Annotated in this window: 15 protein-coding genes; 10 read left to right on the top strand and 5 right to left on the bottom strand. The window is 46.3% G+C overall.

Going from position 1 to position 15,995, the window contains the following annotated elements:
• The first annotated feature begins 16 nt into the window (after window positions 1-16).
• Complete coding sequence (locus SAPGRDRAFT_RS13040; protein ID WP_002659681.1) at window positions 17-940, top strand: TIGR01777 family oxidoreductase; 924 nt, start codon at window positions 17-19, stop codon at window positions 938-940.
• 58 nt (window positions 941-998) lie between these two features.
• Here the strand turns inward: SAPGRDRAFT_RS13040 and SAPGRDRAFT_RS13035 are convergent, their stop codons facing one another.
• On the bottom strand, window positions 999-2,435 hold the full coding sequence (locus tag SAPGRDRAFT_RS13035) for a hypothetical protein (protein WP_002659679.1): 1,437 nt from the start codon (window positions 2,433-2,435) through the stop codon (window positions 999-1,001).
• A 383-nt stretch (window positions 2,436-2,818) separates the two neighbouring features.
• Here SAPGRDRAFT_RS13035 and SAPGRDRAFT_RS13030 point away from each other — a divergent pair, with 383 nt between their 5' ends.
• Entirely contained in the window at window positions 2,819-3,586 is a 768-nt protein-coding gene (locus SAPGRDRAFT_RS13030; protein ID WP_002659677.1) for a 7-carboxy-7-deazaguanine synthase QueE, read from the top strand.
• A 307-nt stretch (window positions 3,587-3,893) separates the two neighbouring features.
• Here the strand turns inward: SAPGRDRAFT_RS13030 and SAPGRDRAFT_RS13020 are convergent, their stop codons facing one another.
• Window positions 3,894-4,802: a PASTA domain-containing protein gene (locus SAPGRDRAFT_RS13020; protein ID WP_002659675.1), complete on the bottom strand. Its 909-nt coding sequence runs from the start codon at window positions 4,800-4,802 to the stop codon at window positions 3,894-3,896.
• A gap of 156 nt (window positions 4,803-4,958) precedes the next feature.
• On the opposite strand from SAPGRDRAFT_RS13020, the gene ruvX reads away from it, so the two are divergent.
• From ruvX to SAPGRDRAFT_RS13005, 3 genes are read left to right on the top strand one after another with little or no spacing between them, the layout of a single operon-like run.
• Window positions 4,959-5,369, top strand: a complete 411-nt coding sequence (ruvX, locus tag SAPGRDRAFT_RS13015; RefSeq protein WP_037350850.1) for a Holliday junction resolvase RuvX — start codon at window positions 4,959-4,961, stop codon at window positions 5,367-5,369.
• 37 nt (window positions 5,370-5,406) lie between these two features.
• On the top strand, window positions 5,407-5,964 hold the full coding sequence (gene def / locus SAPGRDRAFT_RS13010; RefSeq protein ID WP_002659672.1) for a peptide deformylase: 558 nt from the start codon (window positions 5,407-5,409) through the stop codon (window positions 5,962-5,964).
• 20 nt (window positions 5,965-5,984) lie between these two features.
• Window positions 5,985-6,698: a DUF4159 domain-containing protein gene (locus SAPGRDRAFT_RS13005; protein ID WP_002659671.1), complete on the top strand. Its 714-nt coding sequence runs from the start codon at window positions 5,985-5,987 to the stop codon at window positions 6,696-6,698.
• A gap of 244 nt (window positions 6,699-6,942) precedes the next feature.
• Here the strand turns inward: SAPGRDRAFT_RS13005 and SAPGRDRAFT_RS13000 are convergent, their stop codons facing one another.
• Together SAPGRDRAFT_RS13000 and SAPGRDRAFT_RS12995 are read right to left on the bottom strand one after the other, a co-directional pair.
• Window positions 6,943-8,328: a TolC family protein gene (locus SAPGRDRAFT_RS13000; RefSeq protein WP_002659670.1), complete on the bottom strand. Its 1,386-nt coding sequence runs from the start codon at window positions 8,326-8,328 to the stop codon at window positions 6,943-6,945.
• A gap of 2 nt (window positions 8,329-8,330) precedes the next feature.
• On the bottom strand, window positions 8,331-9,704 hold the full coding sequence (locus SAPGRDRAFT_RS12995) for an HlyD family secretion protein (protein ID WP_002659669.1): 1,374 nt from the start codon (window positions 9,702-9,704) through the stop codon (window positions 8,331-8,333).
• Window positions 9,705-9,864: 160 nt separating this feature from the next.
• On the opposite strand from SAPGRDRAFT_RS12995, the gene SAPGRDRAFT_RS12990 reads away from it, so the two are divergent.
• Both SAPGRDRAFT_RS12990 and SAPGRDRAFT_RS12985 read left to right on the top strand, forming a co-directional pair.
• Window positions 9,865-10,542 carry a uridine kinase family protein gene (locus tag SAPGRDRAFT_RS12990; RefSeq protein WP_253271326.1) on the top strand — a complete coding sequence of 226 codons (678 nt, stop codon included), beginning with the start codon at window positions 9,865-9,867 and terminating at the stop codon, window positions 10,540-10,542.
• A gap of 199 nt (window positions 10,543-10,741) precedes the next feature.
• Window positions 10,742-11,956, top strand: a complete 1,215-nt coding sequence (locus SAPGRDRAFT_RS12985) for a radical SAM/SPASM domain-containing protein (RefSeq protein ID WP_002659667.1) — start codon at window positions 10,742-10,744, stop codon at window positions 11,954-11,956.
• 187 nt (window positions 11,957-12,143) lie between these two features.
• Here the strand turns inward: SAPGRDRAFT_RS12985 and SAPGRDRAFT_RS12980 are convergent, their stop codons facing one another.
• The gene (locus SAPGRDRAFT_RS12980) at window positions 12,144-12,881 is read right to left on the bottom strand and encodes a phenylalanine 4-monooxygenase (protein ID WP_002659666.1); all 738 of its coding nucleotides are present in this window, start codon (window positions 12,879-12,881) and stop codon (window positions 12,144-12,146) included.
• A gap of 85 nt (window positions 12,882-12,966) precedes the next feature.
• Here SAPGRDRAFT_RS12980 and SAPGRDRAFT_RS23285 point away from each other — a divergent pair, with 85 nt between their 5' ends.
• From SAPGRDRAFT_RS23285 to SAPGRDRAFT_RS12970, 3 genes are all read left to right on the top strand, one after another.
• Entirely contained in the window at window positions 12,967-13,107 is a 141-nt protein-coding gene (locus SAPGRDRAFT_RS23285; protein ID WP_002659665.1) for a hypothetical protein, read from the top strand.
• A 29-nt stretch (window positions 13,108-13,136) separates the two neighbouring features.
• Entirely contained in the window at window positions 13,137-14,141 is a 1,005-nt protein-coding gene (locus tag SAPGRDRAFT_RS12975) for a DUF1572 family protein (protein ID WP_002659664.1), read from the top strand.
• Between the two features lie 202 nt (window positions 14,142-14,343).
• Window positions 14,344-15,972, top strand: coding sequence for an RNA-binding domain-containing protein (locus SAPGRDRAFT_RS12970; RefSeq protein WP_002659663.1), 1,629 nt, complete (start codon window positions 14,344-14,346; stop codon window positions 15,970-15,972).
• Window positions 15,973-15,995 lie beyond the last annotated feature (23 nt).

Below are 15,995 nucleotides of genomic sequence, written 5' to 3'. Positions count from 1 at the left end.
TAAAGATATAAAAATAATGAGTAGAATTTTAATAACGGGAGGCAGTGGCCTCATTGGTCAAGAACTTTGTAAGCTCCTACATCAGCAGGGGTTTGAGCCTATTTTGCTGAGTCGGAGCCCGACTAAAATCACGCAATGGACGGCCTTTGAGTGGGATTTGGATCGGGGTTGGGTAGATCCTCAGCTTTTTGATCAGCCGATTGACTACCTCATTCATTTGGCTGGGGCGGGCATTGCTGATGCGAGATGGAGTGATCAGCGAAAGCAATTGATTATTGACAGTCGGAGCCAAAGCCTAACTATATTGGCCAAGGCCTTTAGGGAGGCGAGGCAAGAGCTCAAGGCCTTTATTTCGGCTTCGGCGGTAGGGATTTATGGAGATCGGGGAAATGAGGTCTTATCGGAGGAGTCGGCCATTCATAAAGAGCGAAAAGACGACTTTTTGGTGCAGAGTTGTATTGCTTGGGAAGATGCGGCCAAGGCATTTGAGGGATTAACGGCTCGGATCAGTCATCTTCGGATAGGCATTGTGCTTTCGACTCGTGGGGGTGCCTTGGCCAAAATGCTGCCTTCTTATCAGTTTCATTTGGGGGCTTATTTTGGCGATGGCGAGCAATACTACCCTTGGGTACATATCAGCGATCTTTGTCGGATGTTCTTGTTCCTCATTCAGCGGGGGAAGGCTGGCGTTTATAATGGGGTGGGGCCAGCTCCCGTACAAAATAAGACAATGGCGCATATTTTAGCTAAGGCAACTGGAAAAAAATCCTTGATTCTGCCTGCTCCTCGTTTTGCGCTTCGTTTGGCCATGGGCGAAATGGCCAATGTGGTTCTTTATTCGGCCAAAGTATTGCCCAAGCGGCTAGAAGAAGAGGGCTTTAAGCATCGGTACCGAGATCTGCAAGCGGCCTTAGAACAATTGATTGAAAGCAAAAGTTAAACAAAAAGCGGGCTGTCGATAAATCGACAGCCCGCTTTGCTTTTGGTCTTTGTCTTATTTACTTACGCACCTGACTGGCGTCAATGGGTAAATCTGGCGAGTAGACCATAATATCGTTACATACTCCAGAAGACAAACGCTGGGCAAAACCATTGTACTTATTGCCCTTAAAGAGCTTATGGATACGTACATAAGTTGCTCCGGGGTTGGCGCTTTTCCCTTTGGGGTCTAGCTTGAAGCTAAAGGTTTTATCCCAGAGCTTGCGCTCTTTTCGGGGGAGGTCGGCATAGTTATCTGGCTTAAACTTAAGCGTTACCACATACTCCTTATAGCCAAAGAGGCTTTCCACTTCGGTGGGGCCTTCTTCTACAGAAATCACCTTAATTGTACCAGATATTTTCTCATTATAGACACAGCTCTCTCTACGGATTTCGTTGGTTACCTGCTCTCGAATAGCGTCCTTACGGGCCTCTAGGGCTGCTTTTTCTGCGGCCAATTTCTCGGCTACCTGATCTCGCAATTCTTCTTCTTTGGCCTTAATTTCTCTGCGGCGTTGCTCTTCTAATTTCTTGCGTTCTTTGGCGGCCTGTTTTTCGCGCTTAATGGCATTTTTCTGGTCTAGTTCGGCTTGTTTGGCTGCTTCGGCCTTGGCTTTGGCCCGCTCTTCTTTTTCAATTTGCGCCCGCAAAGCGTCCATATCCATTTCGTCGGGGCTTTTCTTGATGCCCTCTTTTTCTCGGAGTTCGGCCTCTACTTTTTTGCGCAATTCCTCTTCAGAAGGCAAATTTAGGTCTACTTCAGGCTCTTCTTCTTTGGGCTCCTCTACCTCTTTAGGTTCCTCTTCTTTTGGCCCTTCTTCCTCTTTGGGTTGTTCTTCTGGAGCAGTTTCTGGGGGGCGGTTTCCGCTGCTCTGGGTGGCAGCTTCTTCGGCCATGGCAATACCCTTGGCTTCATTTACCTCCTTCTCTTTTTTATAGAGTTTTTCGGCAGCAATCTGAATTTTATAGGCCTTGATGCTATCCTGCGCCTCAAACAAATCATTGGGGACCCCCATCGACTTATAGGTATATTGCTCGCGGCAGGTTTTATCATCGGTTTGTAAAAACTCCATGGCAAATTTTTGGCCCTTATGCACATAATAGTGCTTAAGATATTTAGGGCCAACAGGCAGGCGGTCATAGCCACTTCGCAAGAAAAAGTCAAAGCTATTCTCGCCAAAATCAGCCATTAGTTGCTGCCCTTTTTCCATGGGCGTAAATTTAAATTTTACGCTATATTCATCATAGCCCAAAGCACTTTCCGACTTGCTCCGCGTCTTTTCTACTTCCGTAATTTCCGCCAAGCCTTTTAGCACTTCATATTCGCAACCTCGCACGGTCCGAACTTCATTATTGTTTCTGTAGCTCGCTTTTTTTGCCGATTGCGCCCAAAGTCCAGACGACTGAATAAGCAAGAGCAATAAAAAACTAGCTATCCATAAGGGTGATTTTCTCATACCAATACATTTTATTATCCAAGTGAATCTAAACTAAAGATGCGCTAAACTTCTTCTATAAGAACAGGATGCACCGCTTTTCTTTTTGGTTGTTATCCAATCCCAAAATTACTAATTTGTAAGCATTTTATCGGCTTCAGTTATTTTTTTTGTTTTTTTGGGGCCTCCGCTGCGGCTTTGCCTTGCGGCGGTTACTCCCTTTGGTCGTCGAACTGCGTCCTAAAGGACTTGTTGTCGTTTCGGGGCTCGCAGGTCTGCTCGGCCCTGCGCCAAATTCGCTACGCTCATTTGGCTGGGTCTGCGGCTGCGCCGCCCCCCTCCACATCGCTAGGCCAATTGGTCCCGCCCTACCCTATCTTTTTTAGCTAAAATCTTATCCGATCATGTCCACTACGCCCAATTTACTTGCCGTTAGCGAATACTTTTACAGCCTTCAGGGAGAGGGCCAAACAATGGGGGTGCCTGCCATTTTTCTCCGCCTCTCGGGCTGCAACCTCATTTGTGGGGGCAAAGGGGCCGAAAAAGACGGCCAATTGCATGATGGCGCTAGCTGGATTTGCGATACGATGGAGGTCTGGATGAAAGGCGAAAGTCTTCCCTTTGCCCAATTGCTCCAACGTCTAGACGATGAATTGCAGTTTAGCCAGCGCCTAGCCCAAGGGGTGCATTTGGTCATTACGGGTGGAGAGCCGCTCTTACAAGATAAACGCATTGCGGCCTTTTTGGCCTTTTTAGAAGCAGAGCGGCAAGGGCTTCGTCCTATTATTGAGGTAGAAACCAATGGTTGTTTTCTGCCCTCTGCTCCCCTATTAGAAAGGGTCAGTTACTGGAATTGTTCCCCAAAACTCCAAAACTCGGGCATGCCAGCCAAAAAACGCATTGTTCCTAAGGCCCTAAAGGGCTTGGCCCAAGAAGCTGGAACCATCTTTAAGTTTGTGATTGCCCAAGCCAGCGACTTTGAAGAAATACAAAGCGATTTCTTAGCCAAAGGCCTCATCAAAAAGGAGCAATTGGTCCTTATGCCCGCTGCCGATAGCCTAGCCGCCTTACTCGAACGCAATAAAATGGTGGCCGAAATTTGTATTCGGGAGCAAATTAGAATGTCTAGCCGCCTACATGTAGAAATTTGGGACCAACTAACAGGCGTTTAAAAAAAATTGGCCCAAGGCGGGTCGGCCCTTTGGCCGAAGGCCAAACGGCCTAGCGATGTGTAGCAGTGGCCCGCAGGGCCAGACCGAAGCGCCTTGGGCGCTGAAGGGCCGAGCGAACAGCGAGCTGCGAAACGTAGCGCCGACGAGCGAAGCGAGGCGGAGGCCCCAAAACAGCAGCGAGCTGCGAAACGACAACAAGCCCTTTAGGGCGCAGTTCGACGACCAAAGGGAGTAACCGCCTGCCGTAGGCAGGAGGCCCCAAAAAAATAGCCTCCTAGTCATGATATCTAGCAGGCTATTGGGGTAACTATTGGCCAATTCCGCCAAAATCTTCTTCATGAGTATCCCCATTTGTGGGCTCATCTTGCTGTTCAAACTCTTGGCAGACCTCTGGTTTTTCGGCCAGCAGCCAGATATCAATTCCGGCGCCCATACTGGCCCGAGAAGCGGCAGAAGGCGACTGTCGAACCACATAGGTGTTCATTGTATCGATGATATTTGGGCCATAGCTCACTGTTCCTAGGTAAAAGGCATTGCCCTTAATGATAAACTCGGCTTCTGAGAAGGTTTTGCAGCTCAGGTCGGGGACCAATTTTTTGCCACTATCTTTTCCTTTATAGAGCTCTAGGTCTACTTTATCGCCCTGTTGGAGCTGATAGGGTTGTTTGGGTCGGCGTTCTCCTTTGCTGGGGTCGGCCTCCTTAAAGATCAGGGTTTTATCTTTGGTATAAGCGGCGGCCACCGTATTTTCGCCGCCTCCATCAACATACTTCAGTTGGCCAATTTTTAGGCCGAGGGCCTTAAATTTCTTTTCGACGAAATTGAGCGGGCGGCCAATAATCTCATTATAATAAATATTGACGGGGGGGGCGCTATTGGCGTTTACGGTTAGGTAGATGCTTCGGTTGGGCTTCACTCGGCTATTGGCCTCAGGCGATTGCTTGAGGATAATGCCTGGATTTCGTTTTGCGTTATAAATCGTATCGGTAACGACCAGGCGGAGCTTTCGGCTTTTGAGTTGTCGCTCGGCATTTTTAATAGAAAGGCCCTTAATATCGGGTACTTCAATAGACTCATTGTGGCGGGTGTAGGAGGGGAGAATAAGCCAAAAGAGCAGCACAAAGCTCAGCAGCGCAATGCCAATCATCATCCCCATATTCTTGAGGAAGAGCTTCGAGCTTAGGAAATAGTATAAAAACTTAAAAAAAGATTTCATGAGAATGAGGACTTAGGTGGTTTAAATCAGGCTCAAAAATAGAACTTATTTTTGGTCCAGTCCAACTTTTTTCTTCCTTGTTTATCGGTCCAAAGAATCTGCCTGCCAACCAAAGCCCTACAAAATTGTTTTAGGAAAAATACTTATCTTGGCGGCATGGCAAGAATAATGGCATTAGATTACGGAAAAAGACGCTCGGGTTTGGCCACCACCGACCCCCTGCAACTGATTGCTTCTCCACTTTGTACAGTGGCCACAGAGAAGCTATATGACTACCTTTGCAACTATTTGCAAGAGGAAGAGGTAGAGGCGCTGGTGGTGGGGCAAGTGCTGCAAAAAGATGGGCAGCCCGTTCCGCAAGAAGCCCAAATTTTGGAATTTATTGCAAAATTGCAAAAACGGTTCCCCCATTTAGAAGTGCACCGCCAAGACGAACACTTTACCTCTCAGATGGCCAAAGAGGTCATCCGCTTTTCGGTCAAGAAAAAGAAAAAGCGCCAAGAAAAAGGCCTAGTCGACCAAGTAAGTGCCGCCATTATCTTGCAAGAATATATGGGATTTCTTTAAGAGGCTCGGCCTCCATTTGATTGATGTATACAACAGTATGAAATTAGCAATTTATGCCTACGGGCATCCTGTCTTGCGCAAAGAGTGCCAAGAAATAGAAAACAACTCTAAGGGCCTAGAAGAGCTCATCGAAAACATGTGGGAAACCATGTACCATGCAGGTGGCATGGGGATTGCAGCCCCACAAGTGGGCCAAAGCCTTCGCCTCTTTTTGGTAGATACCCTACAACTAGATGAAGAAAAAAATGGGGAAAAAGGCCTGAAAGAGGTCTTTATCAACCCCATTATTATTGAAGAAGCCGGTAAGCCTTGGACCTATGAAGAGGGCTGCCTAAGTATTCCCAATATTCACGGAAAAGTGAAGCGAAAAGCCCAAGTTCGCATTGAATACTACGACCAAAACTTTGAGCTCAAAGAAAAGGTATTTGATGGCCTCAATGCTCGGGTGATCCAACATGAGTATGACCATATTGAAGGGGTGCTATTTACCGACTACCTCTCGCCAATGAAGAAAAGAATGCTCAAAAAGCGGCTCGATAAAATTCAGACGGGCGATATCCCACGCCGCTATAAAATGGTTTTTGCCCGCCGCTAATCTAAAAAAACGCCTCCCCAATGTTTGTACTCAGAATCGCTTGCTTCTTGTTTTGCTCTGCTCAGCTGATGGCTCAAGGGCCTACAATTACCCTCTCTAGACAGGCCCAAACGATACAAGCCAAAGCACAAAATAATCAAGCTACCCTCAAAATGGGCCTGCTCAAATATAAAGGGGGCGGAGATTGGTACGCCAACCCCACCGCACTGCCCAATTTGGCCAGCTTTTGCAAGCAAAAACTCTATAGCAATTTCGAGCTAGATTATGCCACCGTAGATGTAGCTAGCGCCGAAATCTTTGATTATGCCTTCCTCCACATGACGGGCCACGGAAATGTCGTTTTCTCAGATGCCGAAGCCGAAAATCTCAGAACTTATCTGATCTCTGGCGGCTTTTTGCATATCGATGATAATTATGGCATGGACCCTTTTATCCGCCCAGCCATGAAAAAGGTCTTTCCCGAACTAGATTTTGTGGAGCTGCCCTACGACCACCCTATTTATAATATGAATTATAAGTTTAAAGGCGGTATTCCCAAAATCCACAAGCATGACGATAAACCCGCTCAGGGTTTTGCCCTGCTCTGGGAGGGCCGAGTGGTTTGCTACTATAGCTATGAAACGGATTTAGGCGATGGTTGGGAGGACCAAGAGGTTCATAACGACCCCGAAGACAAACGCTTGCTCTCTTTGCAAATGGGGGCCAATTTGGTCCAATACGCTTTTGAGTATTAAAACCATAAATTAGCTACTGGAATCTATTTCAGTAGCTTTTTTATTTGGGGCTGCCCCGCCCTACGGGCGGGTCGGGCTGTCTCAGGGCTCGCAGGTCTGCTCGGCCCTTCAGCGGCTTTGCCGCTTCGGTCTGGCCTTCGGCCCCCCTTGCCCATCCCTCAGCCAGGGCGCTGCGCGCCCTCTAGATCCAAAAAAGGGCGAGCTAGATAAATCTAGCTCGCCCTTTTGAGTTTCATCTTACTCCCTACCAATTGCTGGCCCACTGCCAAGCTATACGGCTCTTAATGTAGTTGTAACGCAACTTTAATGCTTTGAGCTGAGCCTCCACATATTGTTGTTGGCGGGTATTGACAATAAATATATCTGACTCGCCCAGCATAAACTTTTCTCTTTCCGCTACCACCAATTTCCGATAATTATCTACTAATTCATCGGCCAATTGGGCCTGCTTTACTGCCTGCTGTAGGGCCATAAAATAGCTTTTGAGCTTGGTCTGCAAATCTCTTTGCTTAAAGCGAAATTTAAAATCTAGCTTCTGCTGCTTCAACCGATTAAGGGCCAAATCACCTCGGGCGCTGCGCATCAAAATAGGATGCTCAAGCTGTACGCCCAATTTATAATACTCCAAAGGACTCCCTTGGCCAAATTGTAGGCTTTCTCCCGCCAAAAAGTTATACTTTAGCTTAATTTTAGGCAATAATTTATTGGCCTTTAAGCGCTCTTCTAACTCCAAACCCTGCTGCTGAAAAGCATAACTTTGTAGCTCGGGCTGCTGCTCCAAACGGGCCAAAAGCTCCTCTAAATCACTACTATCTAAGGGCGTTAAGGGCAAGGCCAAAATAGATTGGGCCAAACTGCCCAAGGGCAAACTCTTTTCTTCTAGCTCTTCGCCCCAAAGGTGCCGCTCTACCTTTAAGGCCGCTTGCTCACTAGCCAAACGGGCCTCCAGTTGCTTAAGGCCAGCATCCTGCCACTGAATAAAGCCCTTTAAGGTATCTATGGCCGCAATATCGCCCTGCAAAAAGCGGTCGCGCAACTGAGACAATTGTGTAGCCTGAATTTCTCGGTTTTCTTCATAAATAGCCAAACAGGCCTGCTTGTAGGACCAGCCCCAATAGTCTGCCGAAATATCATAGAGCAATTGGTTAATTTGGGCCAATTGCTCAGCCTGGTTCCGCGATTGAAGCAATTTTGCCTGCCGAATCGCATTGCGGCGCTCGTTCTGTATCAATCCATTGAGAATAGGGACCTCTAGGCCCAAAAAAGCCTGCCCCGCCGCTGGCAACTGATCCGCAGGATTGAGGTAGTAGCCCTCCGCCAAACGATAACCCGCCTGAAGGTTGATGCCCCAAATGCTAGGCAATTGCAAGTAGCTTTCAAAGATATCGTAATACTCCTTACTCTTAAATTGCTTTTGGTCCCATTTGGCCATCAGCTTGGGGTCTAGCCCTCCCCTAGCCTTGCGCAACTCGGCCTCGGCGGTCTGCTCCAAAAGCTGAATTTGTCGACTCAAGGGATGGTAGAGCTTTGCATTTTCTATCAGGCTTTGATAACTCAGGCTGTCTTGCGCCCGAAGCGGAAAAAGCAGCAGCAAAAGGGCCGCCGCTAAAAAAAAGGATTTCAACGACATGCTTATTTTTTGAGCTGATTGACAGGAGCTTTCATTTTTACTTTTTCATAGTTGATTTCGTAGTAATCTGGCGGAAAACCATTGAGCTGCCGCCAAACTTCATAGCCCAAATAGACATCTTTGAGCAAAATCCGAGCTTCTGCCGCTGCCCCAACCCGCAAACCCTTGGGCCAATCTTTGGCTGCATAGGGGTCCGGAATAACCAGGGCTCTAAACATAGAGTTATCACTTACGGCATTATCTACCGCATAGACCTTCCCTTTAAAGGTACCTACCGACTGATTGGGCCAGCCCGCAAAAACAAAGGCTGGCCAGCCATCAAAGGTAAAGATGACGGTTTCCCCTTTCTGAAGTAGAGGATAATCCATTGGCCGCACATATATTTCTACAGCAGGAGGAGGCGAAAGCGGCGCCACCGCAAGCAACTGCTCCGTTTCCTTCAAAGTCTCGCCAATTCCCTTTTTATAAATCTTAGAGACAAAGCCATCCTGAGGGGCCAGGATGTAGTAAAACTGCTGCCGATTCTCATAATTGGCCTTGGTGTTTTTCAGCTTGGCCACCTTCTCTTCACTATCAAAACCCGCCGTCAAAGCCGAAAGACGATCTGACTCCGCCTTGGCCAATTTATCGCCATAATCCGCCCGAATGCTATTGAGCGCAATTTTAGCATTGAGGTATTCATTCTTAGATAACTCTAGCTTATTTTCTGCCGCATTGAGCTTGGCCTCCGTTTCTTGCATTTTATTGCGCTTGCCTTCCCATTCGGTCAATGATTTTAGGCCCTTTTGATAAAGGGTATCAGTCCGAAAAAACTGCTTTTCTGCAATGTTTTGGGCCATTTTGGCCGCCTCCAACTTTGCACTATCCGAGGCAATCTTAAACTTGGCCTGCTTGAGCTTATTATCTGCCTGCTCCAACTTGAGCTGCTGCGACTCCCGCAACAAACGAATCCGCTGCGCCAAAGCCTCCGCCTTCTGCTGATAAGACACCACAGATGAAGATTTGGCCTGCAACTGCTCGTCGGTCCGCTGCACTAGCTCAGGGTCCATATAGGCCACCTTGATTTCTGATAAACGCACCAGCGTATCTCCAGCATGCACCGTATCGCCCTCCTGCACATACCATTGCTCAATCCGCCCCGGAATAATAGGGTAAACAGATTGAGGCCGATCTTCTGGCCGCAAAGAAGTTACTTTTCCCTTGGCACTAATATTCTGCGTCCAAGGCAAAAAAGCTATAGAAAATAATAACACAAACAGTACAATAAGAGAGTAGAGCAACCAACGCCTACTCTTGGGCGTACTCACCTTCTTAAAGGCGGGATATTGCTTAATCCGCTGAATAGGCAGCGAATCACTAGGAGAAATGTTGAGCATATAAGGGTTATTCTTTTTTGTAGATGGCAATTGTTTGCAAACTAACCATAAATACAAAATAAGGTTGGATTTATATGTGGATATTAGTTTTTTTTAACAGCCTGTTCTCTGCCCGATGGCCCTAGGCTAAATTTGTGGCTTCCGCAAAAAGGCCCTATCTTTGGCAGCGATAATTTTGATCAAAAAATCGAGAATTGCGCATTCAGCTATGAAAAAACCTTATGTTATAGGGATTACCGGGGGAAGTGGCTCGGGCAAAACCACTTTTTTATCTGCTTTAGAACAAGAATTTGGCAAAGAGCAAATTTGTATCCTTTCTGCGGACCACTACTACCGCCCCAGAGAAGAACAAAAAGCCGATGATCAGGGGGTCCTGAATTTTGACCTTCCCTCTTCTATCAATGCCGAAGAACTAGAGCGAGATGTCCGCCAGCTGATTGCAGGCCAAGATATTGAGCGAGAGGAATATACCTTCAACAATCCTTTGGTCCAACCCAAAATGCTTAAATTTAAGGCGGCGCCCATCCTCATTCTAGAGGGCATTTTTGTCTTTCACTATCCTCAAGTCGCCGATCTGATCGACCTCAAGGTCTTTCTCTACACCAGCGAATCTACGGCCCTTTCTCGCCGTATTAAGCGCGACCGCATTGAGCGCAATTATCCGCTCGAGGATGTGCTCTACCGCTATGAGCATCATGTGATGCCCACTTACCGCCAATATATTGCGCCGATTAAGGAGCAGGCCGATTTGCTGATCAACAACAACCATAAATTTGATGCTGGCCTTCAGGTCTTCAAGGGCTTTATCAATAATTATCTGCAAGAAGTAGAGGATTAAGTTTTTTTGGGGCCTGCGGGCCCCTTTTGCCTTGCTGCGCTGCGGCAAGGGCCCGCCGGGCTGTTGCGGGGCTCGCAGGTCTGCTCGGCCCTTCGCAAAAAACAAGTTTTTTGCTCGGTCTGGCCTTCGGCCCCCCCTACACATCCCTAGGCCGGGGCCATTTTTTTCAGGCTGCTCTTTACTCCCCAATCCTTTGCCCATGTTTTCACGCCTTTTTTCTGCTCCGCCCTCGGCCTTTTCGGCTGTGAGTACCTTGATAGTCAAAGTGACTTATCGCTGCAATTTAGATTGTTTGTATTGCTATGAGAAAGTAAGCAAAACGGGCCAAGATATGTCTATTGAGCAGTTTAAGGAGCTGGTAGATTTGAGTTTGGGCCAAACTTCTTCTCCTCAACTCACTTTTCTCTTTCATGGAGGAGAGCCTACCCTCTTGCCCATTGCTTGGTATGAGGAGGGCCTAGATTATGCCTTGGCCCAGGCCAAAAAATGGGGAAAAACGGTTCATTTTGCCATGCAAAGCAATTTGGTCCGTCTTAAAGAGGAGTATATTCAGTTGTTTCGGCGCTATCAGATAGCTTTGGGGGTCAGTTTGGACCAGCCCGTTTTCTTGCTCGACGATAGCCAGCGGGGAGGCGAGACCAAGGTTTTTAAGAACTTTAGGCGGCTGCAGGCCGCCAAGGTCAAAGCGGGGGTTTTGGCCACTATCAACAGCAGCAACTACCCCAACTTTTATACCCTTTGCGAATGGCTGTGGGGCGAGGCCAAGCAGCGCTCTTTTAAGGCCAATGTGGTCACGCCAGTGGGGGCTGCCCATGGGCAGCCCCCACTGCAGGCCGAGCAAATTTTTATGGCCCAAAAAGCCATTATTGATTATATGATAGCCACCCAAGGGCAGGCCCTGATAGAGAGCAATATTGCCTTAGAGTTGGGCCGTTATTTTGAGCCCGAGCAAGCCAAGCCCACCCTTTGCCATGAAAAAACCTGTGGGGCGGGTCGTTCGGCTTTGGGGATTACGCCAGAGGGGCATTTATTGCCTTGTGGGCGTTTTGCTTGGAACGAGCCTGCTTATTATTTTGGCCATCTTTCTGAGCAGCGGCAAGCCAGCCGAAAAGAGAAAAAGGAATTGGCCCAAAAAATTGCCAATTTTCATGCACAAAAGCCAGAAAACTGGTATGATTGCGAAAGTTGTCCAGCCAAAAAAGTTTGTGGTTATGGCTGTCAGGCCTTCATTCTTCGTTCTGAGGAGCAAGCCAATCTAGACTGCCTGCCGACCAAAATGCGTTTTGCCTATTATCGGGAACAAGAAGTGGCCTTAAGGGCTGTATATGCAAACATCCAGAAGCGGCAGGCGGGCCCCAGTCGCCAATTTAGGATTAAGGACCAGAACGGGCAATGGAAAAGCTACAAACTTTAGGGGGCCGAAGAGCGGCCTTTGGCCTGAAAAAGGGAGATGAGCGGCCCAGCGCTGCGCAGCAGTGGCCCAAAGGGCCAGACCCAGCGGGCGCAGCCCGCGCAGGGCCGAGCAGACCTGCGAGCTGTGGAGCATAGCGGCGGCCAGCGAAGCTGGCCGCGGGCCCCAAAACCCACTAATAATGAGCAAATTAGGCCAAGGTCAGCAAGCGTTGTTCTACCTCTTTGAGCAGGCCAAAAAGCGATTGAAAATCATCTAGGCAATAATAGACCGACTGCATTTCGTGTTTATTAAAATGGTGTTTCAAAACGCTTTCGAGTACAAAGGGGCGGAACTCACAATTTTGGCCTTTATGGACCTGGATACTTTCGCCGAAAGAGGACAAAATGCCTGCGCCATAAATTTTTTGGCCTTGAGCATTTTGGCAAACGCCAAACTCGATAGTAAACCAGTAGAGGCGTTCGAGAGCGGCCACGGCTTGGGGCAGATGAGCGACTTGCAGGCCGATGCGGCCAAACTCCTGCATAAAATTGGCATATTGGGCATTAAAGAGCAGGGGAATATGGCCAAAGGTATCGTGAAACATATCGGGTTCTTCGAGATAATCGAGTTCCTCCATTTTTCGGAGCCAGGTAGAAGAGGGGAAGCGGCGTTGGGCGAGCAGGGCAAAAAACGCCTCTACGGGAATCAGGCCGGGCACCAGTTCGATACTAAAATTCTGTTCTTTTTGGAGCAGGGGAGAAAGTTGTTTAAAGTTAGGAATTTCTTGGCCATTTAGGCTGGGTTGGGCGGCCTTCAGGCTGGGCCAGAGTTCGGCGACTGCCTTATCTTGAAGGTTTTCCCATTGGCGTTTGAACAGAAGTTGCCAAACGGCTTGATCTTCGGCTTGGTAAGCCTCATAATTTTGCTGAATCATTGTTTTTTGCATAAAAAAACCCGCTTTCTGCCTAGAGAAAGCGGGCTGTATTAAAGTATAAATGTATCTTTAGACAGGCCATAAAGCGCTTACTCTAATGGGAGCAGAGCAGCATAATAATAGCGCTGTGATAGAATTTGTTGCATCTTTAATTATCTTAATCGCTCTAAATCAAGTGATTTTAAGGAATAAGGGCAAAGAAAGCGGGCCTTTTGCGAAAATCCAAGTTTTTTATTAGTTTTTTGTCATTGAACTCAAGTTAATCCTATGCACACACATTATCACATTCGACTTTTGCAGGATGGGCAACTTTGGGCAGAGTTTTCATTGCCTGAAGTTTCTGAGGCCAGCCTCATGCTCAACTCTTTAGAAACGATCTTGGACCTTTATCGGGAAGAGGACATTCATTTTTTGTTTAATGAGCAAAAAATCACGGCGGGGCCGGCTCAAAGAGAGCAAGAGCAATCTATTTTAGAATTGAGTCTAGCAGAGCTTTGGGGGGATTTGGATGAGGCCTTATTGGTATTGAACGGAAAAATTTGGAAGCTACGCCTCTTGGACCGGGCCTTGGAGGGGCCTGCGGAGCCACAGCTATTGGAGTTGGGGCCACAATTGCAGGAAGTTTGGCAGGAGCCTACTTCTTTACTGGAGGAATTGACCAATATGTTGGCGATGGCGCCTTTGCCATTGGAGGAAGAGGAAGACGACAACCCTTATACGGTTCAGGAATTGGCTCTTTTTCAGACCCAGATGGAATTTAAGAAAATCCAGTTTCGTCAGTACAAAGCATTGGGAGAAAGGGCTATGCAGCAGCTGCCCGAGGCCGAGTTATTTCGGCAATTTTCTGCTGATCAAAACAGCATAGCCATCATTGTGCAGCATCTTTGGGGCAACATGCGTTCTCGTTGGACCGATTTTTTGAACACAGATGGCGAGAAAGACTGGCGAAACAGAGACAATGAATTTGAGTTATACCTCAAGGACCGCAAAGGGGTGATGGACTATTGGGAGGAGGGTTGGCTTTTTCTTTTTAATGCTTTAGATCAGTTGAAGGCCAAAGACTGGGACCGCAATATTTACATTCATGGCGAGGAGCATTATGTTTGGCAGGCGATAGACCGGCAACTAGCCCATTATAGCTATCATATTGGCCAGATTGTACTTTTTGCTCGCATCTTTAAACAAGATCCTTGGGAAAGTCTTTCTATTCCTAGAGGCAAATCGGAGGAATACAACCAGATGATGCGAGAAGAAAACGAGAGAGAAGACTAGCATTTGGGTGGGCTTATTCTGGGGAAGAAAAGGCCCGCTTTGCTATAATTTTTTTTTAAAAAAGCTGGATATTGAGCAGTTGTAAATAAAACTAGGTTGGAGGTGGAGACTTGAGAGCCTAGGTCATTTTAATTAAAATGAGTGCAGTAGTTCTCTATAAGTGATAAATAAAGCCTCTATTTTACCGTAAAAAGACAGCGAAATGATCGATCTGCTGAATAAATTATTGTCGCTTACTACCGAAAATGAAGTAGTAGAATTTAAGGAAGCAAGAAGGCAGTATGATAAAAACAAACTGAGAAAATACTTCTCTGCCCTAAGTAACGAAGCCAACCTAAGTGGCAAGTCTCAGGCCTGGTTAGTCTTTGGTGTAAAGAATGATAAAACTGTTATTGGTACAATAATAAACGATCATCAAATCAATGATTACAAAGCAGAAATAGCGAACCACAGTAGTCCCAAGCTATCCTTTGTAAATGTACATCGGGTAAATTACCAGGGACGAGATGTTTTAATGTTTGAAATTCCTGCTGCCCCAGAAGGTAACCCAGTTTCATGGAAGGGCTTTTGGTATGGAAGAGATGGAGAAAGTTTGGGTGCTTTAAATTTAAATGAGCTGGAAAATATTCGGAATCAAAACAAAAGTTATGATTGGTCTGCCCAGATTATTGAGCAAGCGACTTTAGATGATTTGGATCTGGCAGCAATTCAGAAGGCGAGGGAAATGTTTGCGATAAAAAACCCTAAACTAAAAGAACAGATACCAACTTGGAGTGATCGCACTTTTTTAAATAAAGCCAAACTTACGATTAAAGGTCAATTAACCCATGCCGCTATTTTATTATTGGCTAAGCCGGAGTCGGAGCACTTCATTTCTCCTGCAACAGCTAAGATATCATGGATATTAAAAGACAAAGATAATTTAGAAAAGGACTACCAACACTTTTCTTGTCCACTCTTATTAGAAGTAGAGAACCTGAAGTCAAAGATTCGGAACTTAAAATACCGTTATATAAAAGACGGTTCCTTATTCCCTGATGAAGTTGATCAATACGACCCTTATATTATTAGAGAGGCATTAAATAATTGTATTGCGCATCAGGATTACAGCTTAGGTGGAAAAATAAACATTGTAGAAAATGAGGCCGGTGAACTCATATTCTCTAATATGGGATCATTTATTCCTGTTTCTGTAGAACAAGTAATTAAGGCAGATGCCCCTGAATCTAGATATCGCAATTCCTTTTTAGCTAATGCTATGGTTAATCTAAATATGATTGACACCATTGGTAGCGGCATTAAGCGAATGTTTGTCATTCAGAAAAACAAATACTTTCCCTTGCCTGACTATGATCTTAGCAACAATCAGGTAAAGGTAAAAATTACGGCTAAGGTGCTTGATATAAAATATGCGCGAAAAATTGCCCAGCTCCCCGAACTATCATTAGCGGAAATTATTCTGCTGGATAAGGTAGCCAAGCAAAAACTATTAACGGATGAGGAAATTAAATCCTTAAAAGCCAAGAAACTAATTGAGGGAAGAAAGCCCAACTTTCATATTTCCTCAGAAGTAGCTAAAGCATCGGGAGATAAAGCAAGGTATATAAAGCAGAGAGGGATTGACGATACCTTTTATGAACAGCTAATTCTTCAATATTTGAATAAATTTCAAGTAGCCAGTAGCGCTGACCTTAAGAAACTACTACTCGATAAATTACCTGAAATTTTAGCTCCCAAACAGAAAGAAAATAAAATCAGAAATATGTTGCAAAAGATGAAGCGCAACTCACTAATAAAGCTAAATGAAAACCGAGAATGGCAACTCGTTTAATTTAAACGGGATTTAAACGGGAT

It is taken from the genome of Saprospira grandis DSM 2844 (genome assembly GCF_000275825.1).
In the GTDB taxonomy this organism is placed as follows: Bacteria; Bacteroidota; Bacteroidia; order Chitinophagales; family Saprospiraceae; genus Saprospira; species Saprospira grandis_A.
Note: the sequence above shows the minus strand (reverse complement) of the source record. Positions and strands in the feature narration are given on the sequence as shown.